The sequence below is a fragment of the Pseudonocardia autotrophica genome, assembly GCF_003945385.1.
Taxonomy (GTDB): Bacteria; Actinomycetota; Actinomycetes; order Mycobacteriales; family Pseudonocardiaceae; genus Pseudonocardia; species Pseudonocardia autotrophica.
The window spans coordinates 4421809-4438026 of the sequence record NZ_AP018920.1 but is presented as its reverse complement, the minus strand read 5'-3'; the positions used below and the strand labels follow the sequence as shown (position 1 = coordinate 4438026).

The following is a 16218-nucleotide window of genomic DNA, read 5'->3' as shown; positions in this document are numbered from 1 at the left end:
GGACGGTCAGGCCAGCCGGGTCCCAGTCGTCCCGTCGAACAGATGTGTCCGCTCCGGATCCGGCACCAGACGCAGCGTCGCGCCCCGTTCCGGCGGGGTGCGCGCGTCCACCCGCGCGATCAGCGTGGTGCCGTCCGCGGTAACCGCGCCGGGGCTGCCGCGCAGCGTGCCGTAGACGTAGGCGTCTGCGCCGAGCTCCTCGACGACGTCCACCACGACCTCCAGCCCGTCCACGCCCGCGCCGGCCGGTCGCAGGTCCTCCGGCCGGATCCCGACCGTCACCGAGCCGGACCGCGCGGTCCCGGAGAGCGAGGCGCGCGGCAGCGGAATCGAGACCCCGCCGAGCGGGATGGAGTCCCCGGCGACCGGCACCGTCACCAGGTTCATCGCGGGCGACCCCACGAAACCGGCGACGAACGCATTCACCGGCCGGGTGTAGAGCTCGCGCGGCGTCGCGCACTGCTGCAGCACCCCGCGGTCGAGCACGGCGACCCGATCGCCCATCGTCATCGCCTCCACCTGGTCGTGGGTGACGTAGACGGTGGTGACCCCGAGCCGCCGCTGCAGGCCGGCGATCTGCGTGCGGGTCGAGACCCGCAGCTTCGCGTCCAGGTTGGACAGCGGCTCGTCCATGCAGAACACGGCGGGCTCGCGCACGATCGCCCGGCCCATCGCCACCCGTTGCCGCTGCCCGCCGGACAGCGCCCGCGGCTTGCGGTCCAGCAGCGCCGACAGGTCCAGGATCTTCGCCGCCTCCCCGACCCGCCGCGCGATCTCGTCGCGCGGCCGGCCGGCGTTGGTGAGCGCGAAGCCCATGTTCGCCGCCACCGTCATGTGCGGGTAGAGGGCGTAGTTCTGGAACACCATGGCGATGTCCCGGTCCTTGGGCCGGACGTCGGTGACGTCCCGGTCGCCGATCCGGATCGCGCCGTCGTCGACGTCCTCCAGCCCGGCGAGCATCCGCAGCGACGTCGACTTCCCGCACCCGGACGGGCCGACCAGCACCAGGAACTCACCGTCGGCGATCTCCAGGTCGAGGCCGTCGACGGCCGGGGTGTCCGAGCCGGGGTAGAGCCGGGTCGCGTTGTCGTAGCTGACGCTCGCCATCAGAGGTCCCCCATCACAGGTTCGGGGCGACGTCGCCGTCGTAGATGCCCTGCAGGGTGGTCTTCAGCGTGGCCAGCTCGGCCTGCGGGTCGGCCTGCTGGGTGAGGATGTTCGCGCAGGTCCGCGCGATCTCGCCGTCGGCGCCCGGGAAGAAGGCCCGTGCCCGGTCCTGGGTCCGGGTGACGTCGAGCTGGTCGATCGCCACCTGCCGCAACGAGGTCTCGGCGAGCAGCGGCGAGATGTCGGCCGACTCGCGGATCGGCAGGTAACCGGTGGCCTGGGACAGCGCCACGGTGTTCTCCGGCGAGGTGAGGAACGCCGCGAAGGTGGCCGCGGCCAGCTGGCGCTCCGGCTCGATCCCGGCCGGGATGCCGACACCCGCGCCACCGGTCGGGCACACCGGTCCGGACACCGACCCGGCCGGCAGGAACCCGGCTCCGACGTCGAAGTTCGACGACTCCAGCACGGTCACCAGGCTGCCGGTGGAGCCGATCGTGGCGCTGACCGCACCGGCCGAGAGGTCGGTGGTGCCCTCGGTGCCCGCGACGCCGGCCCAGCGGTCGGTGTAGACCGCGTCCTGCAGGAACTGCATCGCCGCGACCGACTCGGGGGAGTCGCAGGTGATGTCCCACTCGTCGCTCCACGCGCCGCCGGCGCCCCAGAGGTTGTTCTGGAACGACCAGCCGGCGTAGTCGGCCAGCGCCGGGAGCTGGAACGCGTTCTGCGTGCCGTTGCCGGCGCCCTGCAGGCGCGGGCCCCACTCGGCCATCTCGGCCCAGGTCTGCGGGGCCCGGTCCGGCAGCCCGGCGGCGGCCCAGTGCGCCTTGTTGTAGTAGAAGATCGGCGTCGAGCGGGCCCAGGGCAGCGCCCACAGCTTCCCGTCGTAGCGGTAGTCCTCGATGAGCTGCTCGCGGTAGTCGCCGGTGTCGATCCCGACCGCGTCGATCAGCGGGTCCATCGGCACGATCGAGCGCTGCATGTAGTAGCGGAACCACCACACGTCGGACAGCACGACGAGATCCGGCAGCGTGCCGCCGGCCTGCGCGGTCTGGAACCGCTGGGCGATCTCCTCGTAGTTCTGGCCGGCGGTGACCAGGTTGACCCGGATGCCCGGGTTCTGCTGCTGGAACCGCTCGATGATCTGCCGGGACACCTCCTCGGAGCTGCCCGGATTGTTCGACCACCAGGTGATCTCGCTCGCGGGCTGGACGCCGGAGTAGTCGATGTCGCCTCCGGCGTCACCGTCGCCGCCGGAGGTGGAGGGGCCGCCGCAGGCCGCGAGGGCCGCGGTGGCGCCGGCGAGGCCGGCGAATGTCAGGAAGGAGCGCCGGTCGAGGGACGGAGCGCGCATGGCGAGGTGTTCCTTTCGAGGGGTGGGCAGGCCGAGGGAGGGAGACTCAGTCCTTGACCGCGCCCTGGGTGAGCCCGGCGATGATGTGTCGCTGGAGCGCGATGAAGACGATGAGGACCGGGACGATGACGGCGACCGACCCGGCCATGAGCTGCCCGTAGGCCGCGGCGCGGTTGTCCACGTTGGCCAGCAGAGTGAGCCCGACCGGCAGCGTCATCATGTCCGGCCGGGAGACGATCACGAGCGGCCAGAGGTAGTCGTTCCACTCGTTGACGATGGTGACCAGCGCGACCGTGGCCACGGTCGGCCCGGACACCGGCAGCACCACCCGGGTCAGCCTTCGCCAGTGCCCGGCACCGTCCAGCTCGGCCGCCTCGAGCAGGCTCGGCGGCAGCGTCCGGAAGTGCTGGCGCATCAGGAACGTCCCGAACGCGGTGCCCAGACCGGGCAGGATGATCCCCCAGTAGGTGTCGGCGCCGCCGAGCGAGGTGATCAGCGTGTAGTTCGGCAGCAGCGACACCTGCGGCGGGACCATCAGGGTCACCAGCAGCCCCGCGAAGATGACGTTCTTGAACGGGAACCGGACGAAGACCAGCCCGTACGCGGTGAGCACCGCCAGCGCGACCTTGATCGCCGAACCGATCACGGTGACCAGCACCGAGTTCGCGAACACCCGGCCGAACGGCAGCCGCTCGGTGGCCGTGGCGTAGTTCGCCCAGGTCGGATCGGAGGGGAACAACGCCGGCGTCTGGGTGATGATCTCGGGTAGCGGCTTGAACGAGGAGAACACCATCCAGAGCAGCGGGAACACCACGACGAGCACCGCGAGCACCAGCGGCACGTAGGCGCTGAGCGCGGCGTCGGCGAGCTTGCGAGGAGACAGGGCCCGGGTGCTCACGCGTAGTGCACCCGCTTCTCCATCCAGCGCAGCTGCACCAGCGTGAAGACGACGAGCAGCGCGAACAGGATCGTCGACACCGCGGCCGAGTAGCCGCCCCGGTTGTAGCCGCCGAAGGCCTGCAGGTACGCCTCGTAGATCAGTGTCGTCGTGCCGCGGCCCAGCGGCGTCATGATCCGGATCAGGTCGAACGCCTGCAGCGAGTTCAGCACGCTGGTGACCAGCAGGAAGAACGTCGTCGGCGACAGCAGCGGCAGGACGACCTTGAAGAACGTCCGGGTGGGGGAGGCGCCGTCGAGTGCGGAGGCCTCCAGCAGGTCGCGCGGGATCGACTGCAGGCCCGCCAGGTAGATCACCGCGGCGTAGCCCATGTTCTTCCACACGTAGACCACGCAGATCATCACCAGCGACAGCGTCGGGTTGTTGAAGAAGTCCGGCGCCGTGCCGCCGAACGTGCGCAGCACCGAGCCCAGCACACCGATCGTCGGGTCGAACACGAACAGCCAGACCAGCCCGACGCCGACGCCGGAGAGCACGAACGGGGAGAACACCGCGGCCCGCGCGACTCCGGTGCCGGGCACCCGCCGGTTCAGCGCGAGCGCGATGAGCAGGCCCAGCACCATCGACCCGCCGACGGTGACGACGGTGAACACCAGCGTCGTCCACAGGATCGTCGCGCTGGAGGGTGATGTGAGGAACCGGACGTAGTTGTCCAGGCCGATGAAGGTCGCCGTCGGCGAGCCGAGCGTCCAGTTCAGCAGCGAGTACTGGAGGTTGGCCAGCACCGGCCGGTAGGCGAAGGCGATGATCAGCGCGACGTTCGGCAGGACCAGCGCCAGGAACACCCAGAAGTCGTGCCGGTCCCGGCCGGTGAACCGGCGCCGGGGGCGGCGCCGCCCCGGCGGGCGCTCTCGTACGGACCCGCCGGGGCGGGTGGTGGTGGCCGTCATCGGACCTCGCGGCGGATCGGGGGACACGGTGGTGACCGCGCCCTTGCGACCCGGGAGACCCTGACAGCCATGGGTGGAGCCGACATTGCGGTGTTCACACGGGCGGGTGAATGCCGGGCGACCTCCCCGGGGTGACCACCCGCCGTGCTCACCGATCCCGGCGTGGCGCCCCCATGCTCGCCGAGATCGTGTCGGCGGCGGCCGAGAGCTGCGCGAGGTACTCGCTGTCGTCGTCGATGTCGAGCACGTCCCGGGTGCTCAGCAGTGCCAGCGACGCGGCCATGCCGCGGTCGTCGTGCACCGGGACCGACAGCACCGCGATCCCGCGCGGGCTGACCTGTGACGCGTGTCCGCGCTCGCGGACGCTCCGGGCCCGGTCGTGGAGCAGCTCCCGGTCGGCCTCGTCGAGTGCGCGTGCCGCGGCGTGCACCCGGGAGTCGTCGAACCGGAACGCGTGGAAGATCAGGCTCTGCGCGGTCGACCAGCCCAGCTGCATCCCGACCCGCACCGTGACCACGATCTCCCGCTGCGGTGGCTCGCTGACCACCGCGACCACCGGCGACGACGCCCCCCACAACGAGAGCACGCTGGTGATCTGGGTGGCCCGCGCCAGATCGGCCATCGGCTCCGCGGCGAGCGCTGCGATGTCGCGCCGTCCGAAGGCGAAGGCGCCGAGCTGCATGAGGATCGGGCCCGGTGCGTAGAGCCGGTCCGGTCGCAGCTCCAGCACGTTGGCCGCCACCAGCGAGTTCAGATACCGATACGTCGTCGTCCGGTTGAGGCCGATCAGCTCGGCCGCCTCGGCGGGGGAGACCGCCTCCCGGTGGGGGCCGAACAACCCCAGGATCATGCCGACGCGATCGACCGACTGGATGTCCACGGTCGCCATCCGAACCCCGCAATCTGGTCGCTTCCTGTTAGCGATGTTCATATCACGAACAGTGACCTGCGGCGATCGTCGCATGCGCACTCGTTGACACTCGTAATGCGAACAGTCATGCTCCGATGCGAACACATCAACGACCCTGCGAGGGGTCGCGCAGTCCGAAGGGATCGTCCATGCCGGCCCACCCCCCGATCGCCGAACTCCTCGACGGAGCCGTCGACCTGCACTGCCACTCGGGTCCGAACCCGTTCGCCAGGGAGTTCGACCACGTGGAGGCGGCCCGCGACGCGCAGCGGCTGAACATGCGCGGGATCCTGGTGAAGTCCCACCACCACAACACCGTGATGGACCTGCTCGCGATGAAGCGCGAGCTCACCGACGTACGCACCCCGGTCTTCGGCGGCGTCGCACTCAACGCCCAGGTCGGGGGCATCAATCCCTACGCGGTGGCGATGAGCCTGCGGATGGGCGGCCGGGCGGTCTGGTTCCCGACCTTCTCCAGCCGCTGCCACTGCGAGAACGACCACCACGGCTTCCCCGAGTCCGAGATCGACATTCCGAACCGCATCGTGAACGTGGTCGATGCCGACGGGGAGTTCGTCGACGGGGTGCACGAGGTCATCGACCTGATCGTGGAGAGCGACGCGCTCATGTCGGCCGGGCACGTCTCCCCGGCCGAGGCGCGCAAGCTCTTCCTGGCGGGCCGCGATCGCGGTGTGCGCCGGATGATCATCAGCCACCCGAACTTCGTGATCGACGCCGATCCCGCCGAGTGCGTCGAGTTCGCCGAGCTCGGGGCCTACGTCGAGCACGAGGTCGGGATGTACGACCCGATGGGTTTTCGCAAGTGGGACCCGCAGCTGCTGCTCGACTGGATCCGTAAGGTCGGCCCGGACCACACCGTGCTGTCGTCCGACCTCGGGCAGCGCGGCCGCCCGATGCCGGTCGACGCATTCCTGCGGGTCGGTGCCGAGCTGCTCGACCGCGGCCTGGGCATCGACGAGCTGAAGCAGGTGACCAGCCGCAACGCGGCGTTCCTGCTCGGTCTCGACGACGAGCGTCCGGCACCGGTCGGGTCCTGAGCGGGCCGGAGACGACGATGACCTACCCCGAGCGTGATCCCCGCTCCCAGCTCGCCGCGGCGCCGACCGCCGTCCTCCCCGGCGCGCCACCCGCGACCCGGTACCTCGACTTCGCCGATCTCGCCCCGGCCTCGGTCTCGGACGCGGGCAGCCGCTCCTGGATCGTCCGGGCGCGCAACATCGTGTTCGTCCTCACCGAGCTCGTCGCGGGCGAGGTGCTGCACCGCCGCGACGACGACGAGGTTCTCCTCGTGGCGACCACCGACGACCTGGAGCTGGATCTCGCCGCGGGCACCGGTGAGCTGCGGGTGAGTGCCGCCACCCGGGGCCAGGCCGTCGCCGTGCTGCCGCCCGGCGCGACCGAGGTCCGGGCAGGTACCGCGGGACGGATCGTGCGCCTGTTCGCCACCGGTGCCGCTGACCTCGCCGACGCCGCCTGCAATGCGGACGACTACCGCGAACCCGCGCCGGCAACCGCGGTGAGCGCGCCGTGGCCCGAGCCCGCCGGCGGTGCGGCGCTGCGGGTCTATCCCGACGTGGCGTCGGTGCCGCGCTCCCCGGACCGGATGGGCCGCATCTATCGCAACCGGCACGCGATGGTGAACGTGCTGTACCCGCGGACCGGCCCGCGCGACCCCGCCAGCCTGTCCCCGCACCACCACGACGACTTCGAGCAACTCAGCTATGCCGACACCGGCACCTTCACCCACCACGTCCGGACCCCGTGGGGCAGCGACCGGCGGCACTGGCGCGACGACGAGCACCGGACCATCGGCTCACCGTCACTGGCGATCATCCCGCCCCCGCTGGTTCACACCACCGAGGCGGTCGGCGACGGGGAGAACCGGCTGATCGACATCTTCGCCGGGCCGCGGGAGGACTTCTCGGCCCGTCCCGGATGGGTGCTCAACGCCGAGGACTACCCGGCGCCCGGCGGGATCGGCGGATGAGCGCGCCGCGCGCCCTGCACCGGTCCGGTGCGGTCGCCGACGGACCCGCCTGGGGCACCTGGATCAAGCTCCCCGGTCCGGAGAGCACCGAGATCATGGCAGCCGCGGGCTTCGACTTCTGTGTGATCGACACCGAGCACACGCTGCTCGACCCCTCGCAGGTCTACAACCACATCGTCGTCGGCAGCGGTCTCGGCATGCGGATGCTGGTCCGGGTCGCCGAGGCCCGGCCCGCGGTCGTGGCGCGGCTGCTCGACGCGGGCGCCGACGGCGTCGTCGCACCGCACGTCGACGACGCCGCGGCGGCAGGCGCGCTGGCCGCCGCCACCCGGTTCCCGCCCGACGGAGGCACCCGGGGATCCGGGGCGACCTCCCGGGCCGGTGGGTGGGGGAGCAGGCCACGCAGCGAGTACCTGGCCGGCCGGTCACTCGCCGTCGCCCAGATCGAGAGCGCCGCCGCGGTGCGCGACATCGACGCGATCTGCGCCGCCGGACCGGGGGCGGTCCTCGTCGGCCCCGCCGACCTGGGGCTGGACCTGGCGCGCGACGGCGGGGCGGGCTCGGTCGAGGAGCTGGCCGGGACCGTGCGCGCGGCGGCGGGCCGGGCCGGTCTGCTGGTCGGCACGGCGTGCGGTGCGGACCGGGCGGCCGCCGTGGCCCGGCAGGGATACGACTTCGTCGTGTGCGGCAACGACGCGACGTTCATGGCAGACGCCGCACGCGCGGCACTGACCGCGGCCCGCGACGCCGGGAGCGGCGCGCGGACCCCCGGGGGCGAGGAGGCCTTCGCATGGCAGAACCGGTGATGACGTTCTCGCACGTCACCAAGCACTACGGGCCGGCCGGGGGCGGGACACGCGCCGTCGACGACCTCGATCTCGAGATTGCCGACGGCGAGTTCGTCTCGATCGTCGGTCCCAGCGGGTGCGGCAAGTCGACCCTGCTGAAGCTGGTCATGGGGCTGGAGCCGCTGACCGGCGGTTCGATCGAGTACCGGGCCGAGGCCACCTCGATCCAGGCCATGACGGGCATGGTGTTCCAGCAGCCGCTGCTGCTGCCGTGGCACACGGTGCTCGACAACGTCCTGGTGCCCTCGGCGCTGCAGGGCCGGGCCCGCAAGCGCGCCGACACCGGCCACGCACGCACCCTGCTGGGGATGCTCGGGCTCACCGACTTCGCCGACCGGTATCCGTACCAGCTCTCCGGCGGCATGCAGCAACGCGTCGGGATCGCCCGGGCGTTGCTGCACGATCCGCGCATCCTGCTCATGGACGAGCCGTTCGGAGCGCTGGACGCGATGACCCGCGACCAGCTCACGATGGACCTGCTCGATCTCTGGGAGCGGGACCGCAAGACGGTCCTGTTCATCACACACAGCATCTCCGAGGCCGTGCTGCTCTCAGACCGGGTCGTCGTGATGACCCCGCGGCCCGGGCGCATCGCCGAGATCGTCGACATCGACGTTCGCCGGCCGCGAACCCTCGACATGGTCAACACTCCCGAGTTCGGGCGGATCGCGGGGCACATCCGGCAGCTGCTCGACGACACCGAAAGGGTGCCGGCATGAGGACCGAAGCGCACGAGCGGGCGGCCCGGGAGGGAACGGCCCAGGGCAGGACGGCCCGGAAGCGGACAGCTCCGGCGACGACCGCGCAGCGCACTCCGCGCACGGTCCGCCGCGAGCCCGGATCCGCGACCGGGCGCCGCCGGCTCTCCGATCTGCCGGGCGGGCTGCTGGCCGGCGGGACGGTCGTGCTGCTGCTGGTGCTGTGGGAGGTCGGGGTCCGGGGACTCGGTGTCTCGCAGATCCTGCTCCCGGCACCGAGCCGCATCGCCGAGGCCCTCTACCAGGGCTTCGCGACCGGCCCGTTCCTCGAGCACACCTGGGTGACCCTGCAGGAGATCCTCTACGGCTTCGCGATCGCGGTGGTCACCGGACTGCTGGTCGCCGTGCTCGTGACGTCGTCGACGCTGGCCGAGAAGATCGTGCTGCCGATCGTCGTCGTGCTGCAGACGGTCCCCAAGGTCGCGCTCGCCCCGCTGCTGCTCGTGTGGTTCGGCTTCGGCATGGAGTCGAAGATCGTCACGACCGCGCTGATCGCGTTCTTCCCGGTGCTGGTCAACGCCACGCTCGGGTTCAACGCGACGAGCACCGACCAGATCCACATGATGCGCTCGTTCGGCGCGACCCGCAGGCAGATCCTGCTCAAGCTCCGCTTCCCGACCGCGGTGCCCAGCATCGTCGCCGGGCTGGACGTCGCCGTGGTGCTCTCGGTGATCGGCGCCATCGTCGCCGAGTTCGTCGGCGCCCAGGCGGGCCTGGGCTACCTGATCATGGCCAGCAACACCTCGCTGGACGTCGCGACGATGTTCGCCGTGCTGGTCGTGCTCTCGGTGATCGGTCTCGTCCTGCACTACGCGGTGGTGCTCGCCGGACACCGGCTCGCCTTCTGGTCCGAGGCCAACCGCACCCGCGCCACCACCCCCTGATCCAGCACCTCCCCGTCGGAACCCCGAGGTACATCGATGAAGAACGTCCTCCGGCTGGCTGCGGCCCTCGCCGCCGGCTCACTCCTGCTCTCGGCCTGCGGTTCGTCGGGCTCCTCGGCCCAGCAGGTCTCCATGACCCTGGCCACCCCCACCTGGAACGCCGGGGTCGCCAGCATCGCCGTCTCCGAGGAACTCGGCTACTTCGAGGCCGAGGGCCTCGACATGGAGGTCATCCTGGTCGACTCCGGGACGACCCAGGTCCAGCAGATCGGCACCGGTCAGGTCGAGACGGGTGCGGTCAGCCCGGAGCCGGTGATCATCGGCAGGCAGGACGGCAAGGACCTCGACCTGCGCTACTTCATGAGCTACTACAAGGGCAACATCTACGGCCTCGCCGTACCCGAGGACTCCGACATCCGCACCATCGCCGACCTGGCGGGCAAGCGGGTCGGCGCGATCTCGCTGTCCAGCGTGTCGGTGACCCAGGCACAGGTCGGGCTGCGAGAGGCGGGAGTCCCGGTCGACTCGGTGAACTTCGTCGCGATCGGTACCGGGGGCCAGCAGGCCGCCGCTGTCACCGGCGGACAGGTCGACGCGGTCGCCCTGCTCGACACGTCCTTCCAGGTACTGGAGAACCAGGGGATCGCGCTCCGGACGATCGACGTCCCGGGGGCCGCGAACCTGACCAGCGGCGGCCTCGCCGCGCGTGCCTCGGACCTCGACGCGGATCCCGAGACCTACACGAAGGTCGGCCGGGCGATCGCGAAGGGTGTCGTGTTCGCCCAGGCGAACCCGGAGGCCGCCGTCCGCATCCTCTACCGGGCCCGCCCGGAGTCCCGGCCGGCCGGGCTCGACGAGCAGCAGGCGATCGACTCCGGGGTGGCGGTGCTGAAGGCGCGGCTGGTCAACCTGGGCGCCGACGCCCCCGACGGCGAGTACGGCGCGATCGACCCGGCCATGCTGGATGCGAACGTCGAGTTCCTGCAGAAGGCCGACCTGATCAGCACCGAGGTGCCCGCCGCCGACCTGTACACCGACGATCTCATCGCGGGCATCAACGACTTCGACGCCGAGGCCGTACGGGCGGAGGCGGCGAGCCATGCCGGCTGATCCGACGGTCACGATCGACGCCGCGGACCTCGAGCCGGCCGCCGCGTACCGGCTGCTGACCGGCGTCGTCGTCCCGCGGCCGATCGCCTGGGTCAGCACCGTCGACGAGCGGGGCGTACCGAACCTGGCGCCGTTCAGCGCCTTCACGATGGTGTCGAACGACCCGCCGATGGTGGGCATCAACATCGGGCGGCGCGGCGGCGAACGCAAGGACACCGCCCGCAACATCCACGCCACCGGCGAGTACGTCGTCAACATCGCCCGGTGGGACGATCACGAGCTGGTGCACGAGAGCTCCCGGGCGATGCCCCGCGGCGCCGACGAGGCGGCCGAGCTGGGGATCCGGCTCGCACCCGCCGACGTCGTGCGGGCGCCGCGGGTGGCGCACGCACCGGTGTCGCTGGAGTGCCGGTTCGCCCGGGCGGTCGAGTTCGGCCGCGGGGGCGCCGAGTTCACCGTCGGTGAGATCGTGCGCTTCCACGTGCTGGCCGAGCTCCTCGACAACGGCAAGATCGACACCGCGGCGCTGGACCCGGCGGCCCGGATCGCGGGGCCCAGCTACAGCAGGCTCGGGACGACCCGGACGCTGCGCCCGGTCCCGGTGGCTCTGGAGGTCCCGGCCCACTGATGTCCCGGCTCGCCGCTGTCCGCGGCCGGCGGGCCGGGTGCGGTGGGCCGGACCGCCGCGCCTCAGACCGCGATGCGGCAGATCGCGAACGCCTCCGCCGGCACGGTGAACGAGTCGTCCTCACTGCGCGTCGGCTCCGAGGCCAGCAGGATCCGGGTGATCGTCGCGCCCAGCGACAGCGTGACCGGCTCCGGGCCCAGGTTCACCACGACCCGCATCGCGCCCCGGTTCACCACGAGCGTCCTGGCCTGGGCGTGCACGTCGACGCCGATCGAGTCCAGCCACGGGTCGGACAGCTCCGGCCAGGCCCGGCGCAGCGCGATCAGCTCCCGGTGCATCCGCAGCAGGGTGGCGTGCGGTTCCTGCTCGGGCTCGCTCCAGTCGAGCGTGGAGTCGACGAAGGTCGACTCGGCATTCGGGTCCGGGACCTCGTCGGCGTCGGACCAGCCGTGGTCGGCGAACTCCCGGCGGCGCCCATCGCGGACCGCCTGCTGCAGACCGGGATCGGGGAACCGGGAGAAGAACTGCCACGGCGTGCGGGCCCCCCACTCCTCGCCCATGAACAGCATCGGCGTGAACCCGGAGGTGAACAGCAGCGCCGCCCCGCAGGCCAGCAGCCCGGGGGACAGGGTGTGGGTGAGCCGGTCGCCGGTGGCGCGGTTGCCGATCTGGTCGTGGTTCTGCAGGTAGGTGACCAGCCGGCTGCCCGGGATCCGCGCGGTGTCGATCGGGGCGCCGTGACTGCGCCCGCGGAACGACGACCAGGTGCCCTCGTGCAGGAAACCGCGGGTCAGCACGTGCGCCAGCCCGTCCAGCCCGGACTCGGCGAAGTCGCCGTAGTAGCCCTGGCCCTCGCCGGTGAGCACCGCGTGCAGGCAGTGGTGCACGTCGTCGGCCCACTGGGCGTCCAGGCCGTATCCGCCGCCCTCCCGCGCGGTGATCATCCGCGGGTCGTTCAGATCGGACTCCGCGATCAGCGACAGCGGGCGCCCGACGTGTGCCTCCAGCGCGGTGACCTCGATCGCGAGCTGCTCGAGGACGTGCTGGGCCCGGGTGTCGCGCAGCGCGTGCACCGCGTCGATCCGCAGCCCGTCGAGGTGGAAGTCGCGCAGCCACATCAGCGCGTTGTCGATCACGAACCGGCGGACCTCGTCGGAGCCGGGGCCGTCCAGGTTCAGCGACGGGCCCCAGATGTTCGAGCCCGCGAAGTACGGGCCGAACCGGTCGAGATAGGCGCCGGACGGGCCGAGGTGGTTGTAGACGACGTCCAGGATCACCCCGAGACCGCGGGCGTGGCAGGCGTCGACGAACCGCTTGAACGCCTCCGGGCCGCCGTAGTTCTCGGTGACCGCGTACCAGCCGACACCGTCGTAGCCCCAGTTCACCGGGCCGTCGACGGCGTTCACCGGCAGCACCTCGATCAGGTCGACGCCGAGCGAGACGAGATGATCCAGCCGGCTGATCGCGGTGTCGAACGTGCCGCCGTCGGTGAAGGTGCCGATGTGGCACTCGTAGAGCACCGCGCCGGCGAGCGTGCGGCCGGTCCAGCTGTCGTCGGTCCACCAGAACGTGTCGTGCTCGTGCACCCGGGAACGCCCGTGCACCCCGGCCGGCTGCCATGCCGACCGCGGATCGGGCAGCGGCGTGGGGTCGTCGTCGACGACGAACGCGTAGTCCGTGCCGTGCCCGTGGTCGGGCAGCTCGGTCCGCCACCACCCGCCCGGAGCGGGATCCAGCGCGATCCGGTCCGCGCCGATCACGACGCTGACACGGTTCCTGTCGGGGGCCCACACGGCGAACTCCGTCACGGACGACGATCCTTCCGCACCGGACCGGGGTAGCGCCCGTCCGGGCCGGGGTGGGACCCCTCACGCTCCGGCCCGGATCGTTCTAGGCTGCCCCGATGACGGACCCGGACTCCGGCGCCGAGGTCGGCGACCTCGACCAGTACGCCCAGCTCCAGCCCGAGGACACGCTCGAGGTCGGCGACCTCACCGATGTCCTGGACGAGGGCTACTCGCCGCCGGAACGTCCCTGGAACAGCCGCGACCACGAGACGCTCGACGAGCGGCTCGCCGACGAGCAGCCCGATCCGTGGAACGCGACCGACCCGGCGGCGGAACCCGATGACCGTCGCGACGTCGACGACGTGACGGGGGAGTACCTCGGTGACACCTCGGACACCGACGGGGAGCTGCGCGACGACGAGGTCGGCCACCGCCGGGCCGGCCGGTTGACCGTCGACGACCCGACCTTCGACGGCAGCGAGGGCGGCACCAAGGACCTCACCGCCGGCGACGCGGGGATCGACGGCGCCGGGGCCTCCGCCGAGGAGGCCGCGGTGCACGTGATCGGCGACGACGAGGTCTGAGCGGCCGGGGATCTCAGGCCGGGCGGACCAGCAGCGCCACCGGGTAGCGGGCCAGCAGCTCCCCGAGCCGGGGCGCCGCACTCCCCACCGGCCGGTTGGCGATCATGTCGTGCCAGTCGGTGAACCCGCCCGGCAACGGCAGCGTGGTGTCGCCCCAGCCGCCGCGCCGGTCGAGGCGCTCCGGCAGCCGGGTCGCGACGGCCACCAGCGCGCCGCCGCCCCGCGAGAACGCGACGGCGTGCTCGGCGGCCGCGCCCTGCACGGGCACCGGGCCGTATCCGGTGAACAGCTCCGGCCGGTACCGGCGCAGGCGCGCGGCAGCGGCCGTGACCAGCAGCTTCGCCGCACCCTCCGCGTCGACCGGTGGCTGCCAGCCGGCATCGATCCGCTCCAGCAGCCGGTCCCGGACACCGAAGTCGACCGGCCGCCGGTTGTCCGGGTCGACCAGCGAGTACTCGAACAGCTCGGTGCCCTGGTAGACGTCCGGCACGCCCGGCCCGGCGATCTGCAGCAGCTTCTGGCCGAGCGAGTTCGACCGGCCGGGGCCGGCGATCCCGGCGACGAACGCCTCGATCTCCTCGACCAGCTCGGTGTCGGCGAGCACGGCCGCCGGCCAGTCCGCGATCGCGGCGTCGACGTCGGCGACCGCGTCGACGTGCGAGGTGACGAGCTTCGCCTCCTTCGAGGCCTTGCCCAGGTAGCCGGCGAGCCGGTCGGCGGGGATCGGCCACGCCCCGACCAGCGACTGCCAGGCCAGCAGCTCCAGCGACCGGTCCGGCAGCGGATGGCGCACCGACCAGCGGCGCACCCGGTCCGCCCAGTCGGCCGGCCGCTCGGCGAGCACGGCCAGCCGGGCCCGGACGTCCTCGGAGCGCTTCGTGTCATGTGTGGACAGCGTGGTCATGGTGCGCGAGCGGCCGGCCTCACGGTGCGCCAGCCCGGCGTGGAACTCGGCCACCGAGACACCGAATCGGGCCGGGTCGCCGCCGACCTCGTTCAGCGCGACGAGCCGGTTGTACCGGTAGAACGCGGTGTCCTCGACGCCCTTCGCGGTGACCATCCCTGAGGTCTGCTGCAGCCGGGTCGCGTACTCCGAGCCCGGATCACCCACCAGCCCCCGGTAGAGCCCGGTGAGCACCGGGCCGAGCTCGGGACGCCGGGTCCTGGCCACGGCGACGGCGACATCGGCGGCGTCGCGGCCCTCGGCGATCTCCGGCGTGAGGTACGAGCGGTACACCGGGAACCCGCAGAGGAACTCGGCGACGGCGTCGTGCAGGTCCGCGGCGGTGACCGAGGTCAGATCGACGCCGGTGAGCCCGGCGTCGGCACCGGGCCCGGCCCGGAACGCGTCGGCGATCCGCCGTACCTCGGCGACCAGGATCTGCTCGACGACCAGGTGCCTGCCGTCGTCCTCGATCGCGTGCGCCGAGCGCTTCTCCCCGGTGTGCTCGGCAGCGAACTGGGTGAGCAGCCCGGCGCCGTCCGGGTCGACGAACACCCCGCAGACCTCGCGCAGTGCCTCATAGCCGGTGCTGCCGTCGACCGGCCAGGACGCCGGCAGGTCCTCGCCGACGCCGAGGATCTTCTCGACCAGCAGCCACTTCCACGGACCGATCTCCGAGCGGAGCCGCCGCAGGTAGCCGCCGGGATCGGACAGGCCGTCGGGATGGTCGACCCGCAACCCGATGATCGTCTCGTGCTCTCGGAGCAGCCGCAGGACCGTCGCGTGCGTGTCGGCGAAGACCTGCTCGTCCTCGACCCGCACCGCGGCCAGATCGGAGACGTCGAAGAACCGCCGGTAGGTCAGCTCGGCGGCACCACGCCGCCAGGAGACGAGCCGGTAGTGCTGCCGCTCGTGCACCTCCTGCGCGGAACCCTCCCCGGTGCCGGGCGCGATCGGGAACCGGTGCTCGAAGTAACGCAGCTCCGGGGCCGGGCCGTCGGACACGGTGAGCTTCTCGAGCGCCCCCGCCTCGTCGGCGTCGAGCACCGGCAGCAGCAGCGGGCCGGCACCCCAGTCGACGTCGAAGTGACCGGCCCACCGGGACGCGGGCCCGTGCGTCAGCACGTCCCACCACCACGGATTCTCCGCGGGCCGCGCGACCCCCACGTGGTTGGGGACGATGTCGAGCAGCAGCGTCAGCCCGCGCTCGTGCAGGGTGGCGAGCAGCGCCCGCAACCCGTCCTCGCCGCCGCGCTCGGCGGACACCACGCCCGGGTCGACGACGTCGTAGCCGTGGTTCGAGCCGGTTCCCGACGCGAGCAGCGGTGACGCGTACAGCGCGCCGATGCCGAGCCGGTCCAGGTAGCCGGTCAGCGCCCTGGCGTCGGTGAAGGTGTGCCGGTCGGAGAACTGCAGCCGGTAGGTGGAACCCGGAAGGCGGTTCATGCTGGT

General features: G+C 71.9%; 15 protein-coding genes. 8 read left to right on the top strand and 7 right to left on the bottom strand.

Features of this window, described 5'->3' with window-relative positions:
* Positions 1-6 precede the first annotated feature (6 nt).
* The 5 genes from Pdca_RS20765 to Pdca_RS20745 form a co-directional block, all read right to left on the bottom strand.
* Complete coding sequence (locus Pdca_RS20765; RefSeq protein ID WP_085913029.1) at positions 7-1107, bottom strand: ABC transporter ATP-binding protein; 1101 nt, start codon at positions 1105-1107, stop codon at positions 7-9.
* A 13-nt stretch (positions 1108-1120) separates the two neighbouring features.
* A complete protein-coding gene (locus Pdca_RS20760; protein ID WP_085913030.1) occupies positions 1121-2458 on the bottom strand; it encodes an ABC transporter substrate-binding protein in 1338 nt (445 codons plus the stop codon).
* Between the two features lie 46 nt (positions 2459-2504).
* Entirely contained in the window at positions 2505-3356 is an 852-nt protein-coding gene (locus Pdca_RS20755; protein ID WP_197719786.1) for a carbohydrate ABC transporter permease, read from the bottom strand.
* Positions 3353-4306, bottom strand: a complete 954-nt coding sequence (locus tag Pdca_RS20750; protein WP_085913031.1) for a carbohydrate ABC transporter permease — start codon at positions 4304-4306, stop codon at positions 3353-3355. The genes Pdca_RS20755 and Pdca_RS20750 overlap by 4 nt, the downstream gene beginning before the upstream one ends.
* A gap of 148 nt (positions 4307-4454) precedes the next feature.
* On the bottom strand, positions 4455-5195 hold the full coding sequence (locus Pdca_RS20745; RefSeq protein ID WP_158092167.1) for an IclR family transcriptional regulator: 741 nt from the start codon (positions 5193-5195) through the stop codon (positions 4455-4457).
* A gap of 170 nt (positions 5196-5365) precedes the next feature.
* On the opposite strand from Pdca_RS20745, the gene Pdca_RS20740 reads away from it, so the two are divergent.
* The 7 genes from Pdca_RS20740 to Pdca_RS20710 are packed head-to-tail and all read left to right on the top strand — an operon-like array spanning position 5366 to position 11452.
* The gene (locus Pdca_RS20740) at positions 5366-6274 is read left to right on the top strand and encodes a DUF6282 family protein (RefSeq protein ID WP_085913033.1); all 909 of its coding nucleotides are present in this window, start codon (positions 5366-5368) and stop codon (positions 6272-6274) included.
* 17 nt (positions 6275-6291) lie between these two features.
* On the top strand, positions 6292-7224 hold the full coding sequence (locus Pdca_RS20735; RefSeq protein WP_085913034.1) for a cupin domain-containing protein: 933 nt from the start codon (positions 6292-6294) through the stop codon (positions 7222-7224).
* Complete coding sequence (locus tag Pdca_RS20730) at positions 7221-8030, top strand: HpcH/HpaI aldolase family protein (RefSeq protein WP_158092168.1); 810 nt, start codon at positions 7221-7223, stop codon at positions 8028-8030. Before Pdca_RS20735 ends, Pdca_RS20730 begins: the two co-directional genes overlap by 4 nt.
* Positions 8015-8791 (top strand): ABC transporter ATP-binding protein, encoded by a 777-nt coding sequence (locus Pdca_RS20725; protein ID WP_197719785.1) that lies wholly within the window; start codon positions 8015-8017, stop codon positions 8789-8791. Before Pdca_RS20730 ends, Pdca_RS20725 begins: the two co-directional genes overlap by 16 nt.
* Complete coding sequence (locus Pdca_RS20720) at positions 8788-9714, top strand: ABC transporter permease (RefSeq protein WP_085913037.1); 927 nt, start codon at positions 8788-8790, stop codon at positions 9712-9714. Before Pdca_RS20725 ends, Pdca_RS20720 begins: the two co-directional genes overlap by 4 nt.
* 36 nt (positions 9715-9750) lie before the next feature.
* Positions 9751-10824: an ABC transporter substrate-binding protein gene (locus tag Pdca_RS20715; RefSeq protein ID WP_085913038.1), complete on the top strand. Its 1074-nt coding sequence runs from the start codon at positions 9751-9753 to the stop codon at positions 10822-10824.
* Positions 10814-11452: a flavin reductase family protein gene (locus tag Pdca_RS20710; protein ID WP_085913039.1), complete on the top strand. Its 639-nt coding sequence runs from the start codon at positions 10814-10816 to the stop codon at positions 11450-11452. Before Pdca_RS20715 ends, Pdca_RS20710 begins: the two co-directional genes overlap by 11 nt.
* Positions 11453-11514: 62 nt before the next feature.
* Here Pdca_RS20710 and treZ read toward each other — a convergent pair whose 3' ends face one another.
* On the bottom strand, positions 11515-13260 hold the full coding sequence (treZ, locus tag Pdca_RS20705) for a malto-oligosyltrehalose trehalohydrolase (protein WP_085913040.1): 1746 nt from the start codon (positions 13258-13260) through the stop codon (positions 11515-11517).
* A gap of 95 nt (positions 13261-13355) precedes the next feature.
* On the opposite strand from treZ, the gene Pdca_RS20700 reads away from it, so the two are divergent.
* Positions 13356-13823, top strand: a complete 468-nt coding sequence (locus Pdca_RS20700) for a DUF5709 domain-containing protein (protein ID WP_085913041.1) — start codon at positions 13356-13358, stop codon at positions 13821-13823.
* Between the two features lie 13 nt (positions 13824-13836).
* Here Pdca_RS20700 and treY read toward each other — a convergent pair whose 3' ends face one another.
* Positions 13837-16212, bottom strand: a complete 2376-nt coding sequence (gene treY / locus Pdca_RS20695) for a malto-oligosyltrehalose synthase (protein ID WP_085913042.1) — start codon at positions 16210-16212, stop codon at positions 13837-13839.
* Positions 16213-16218: the final 6 nt, after the last annotated feature.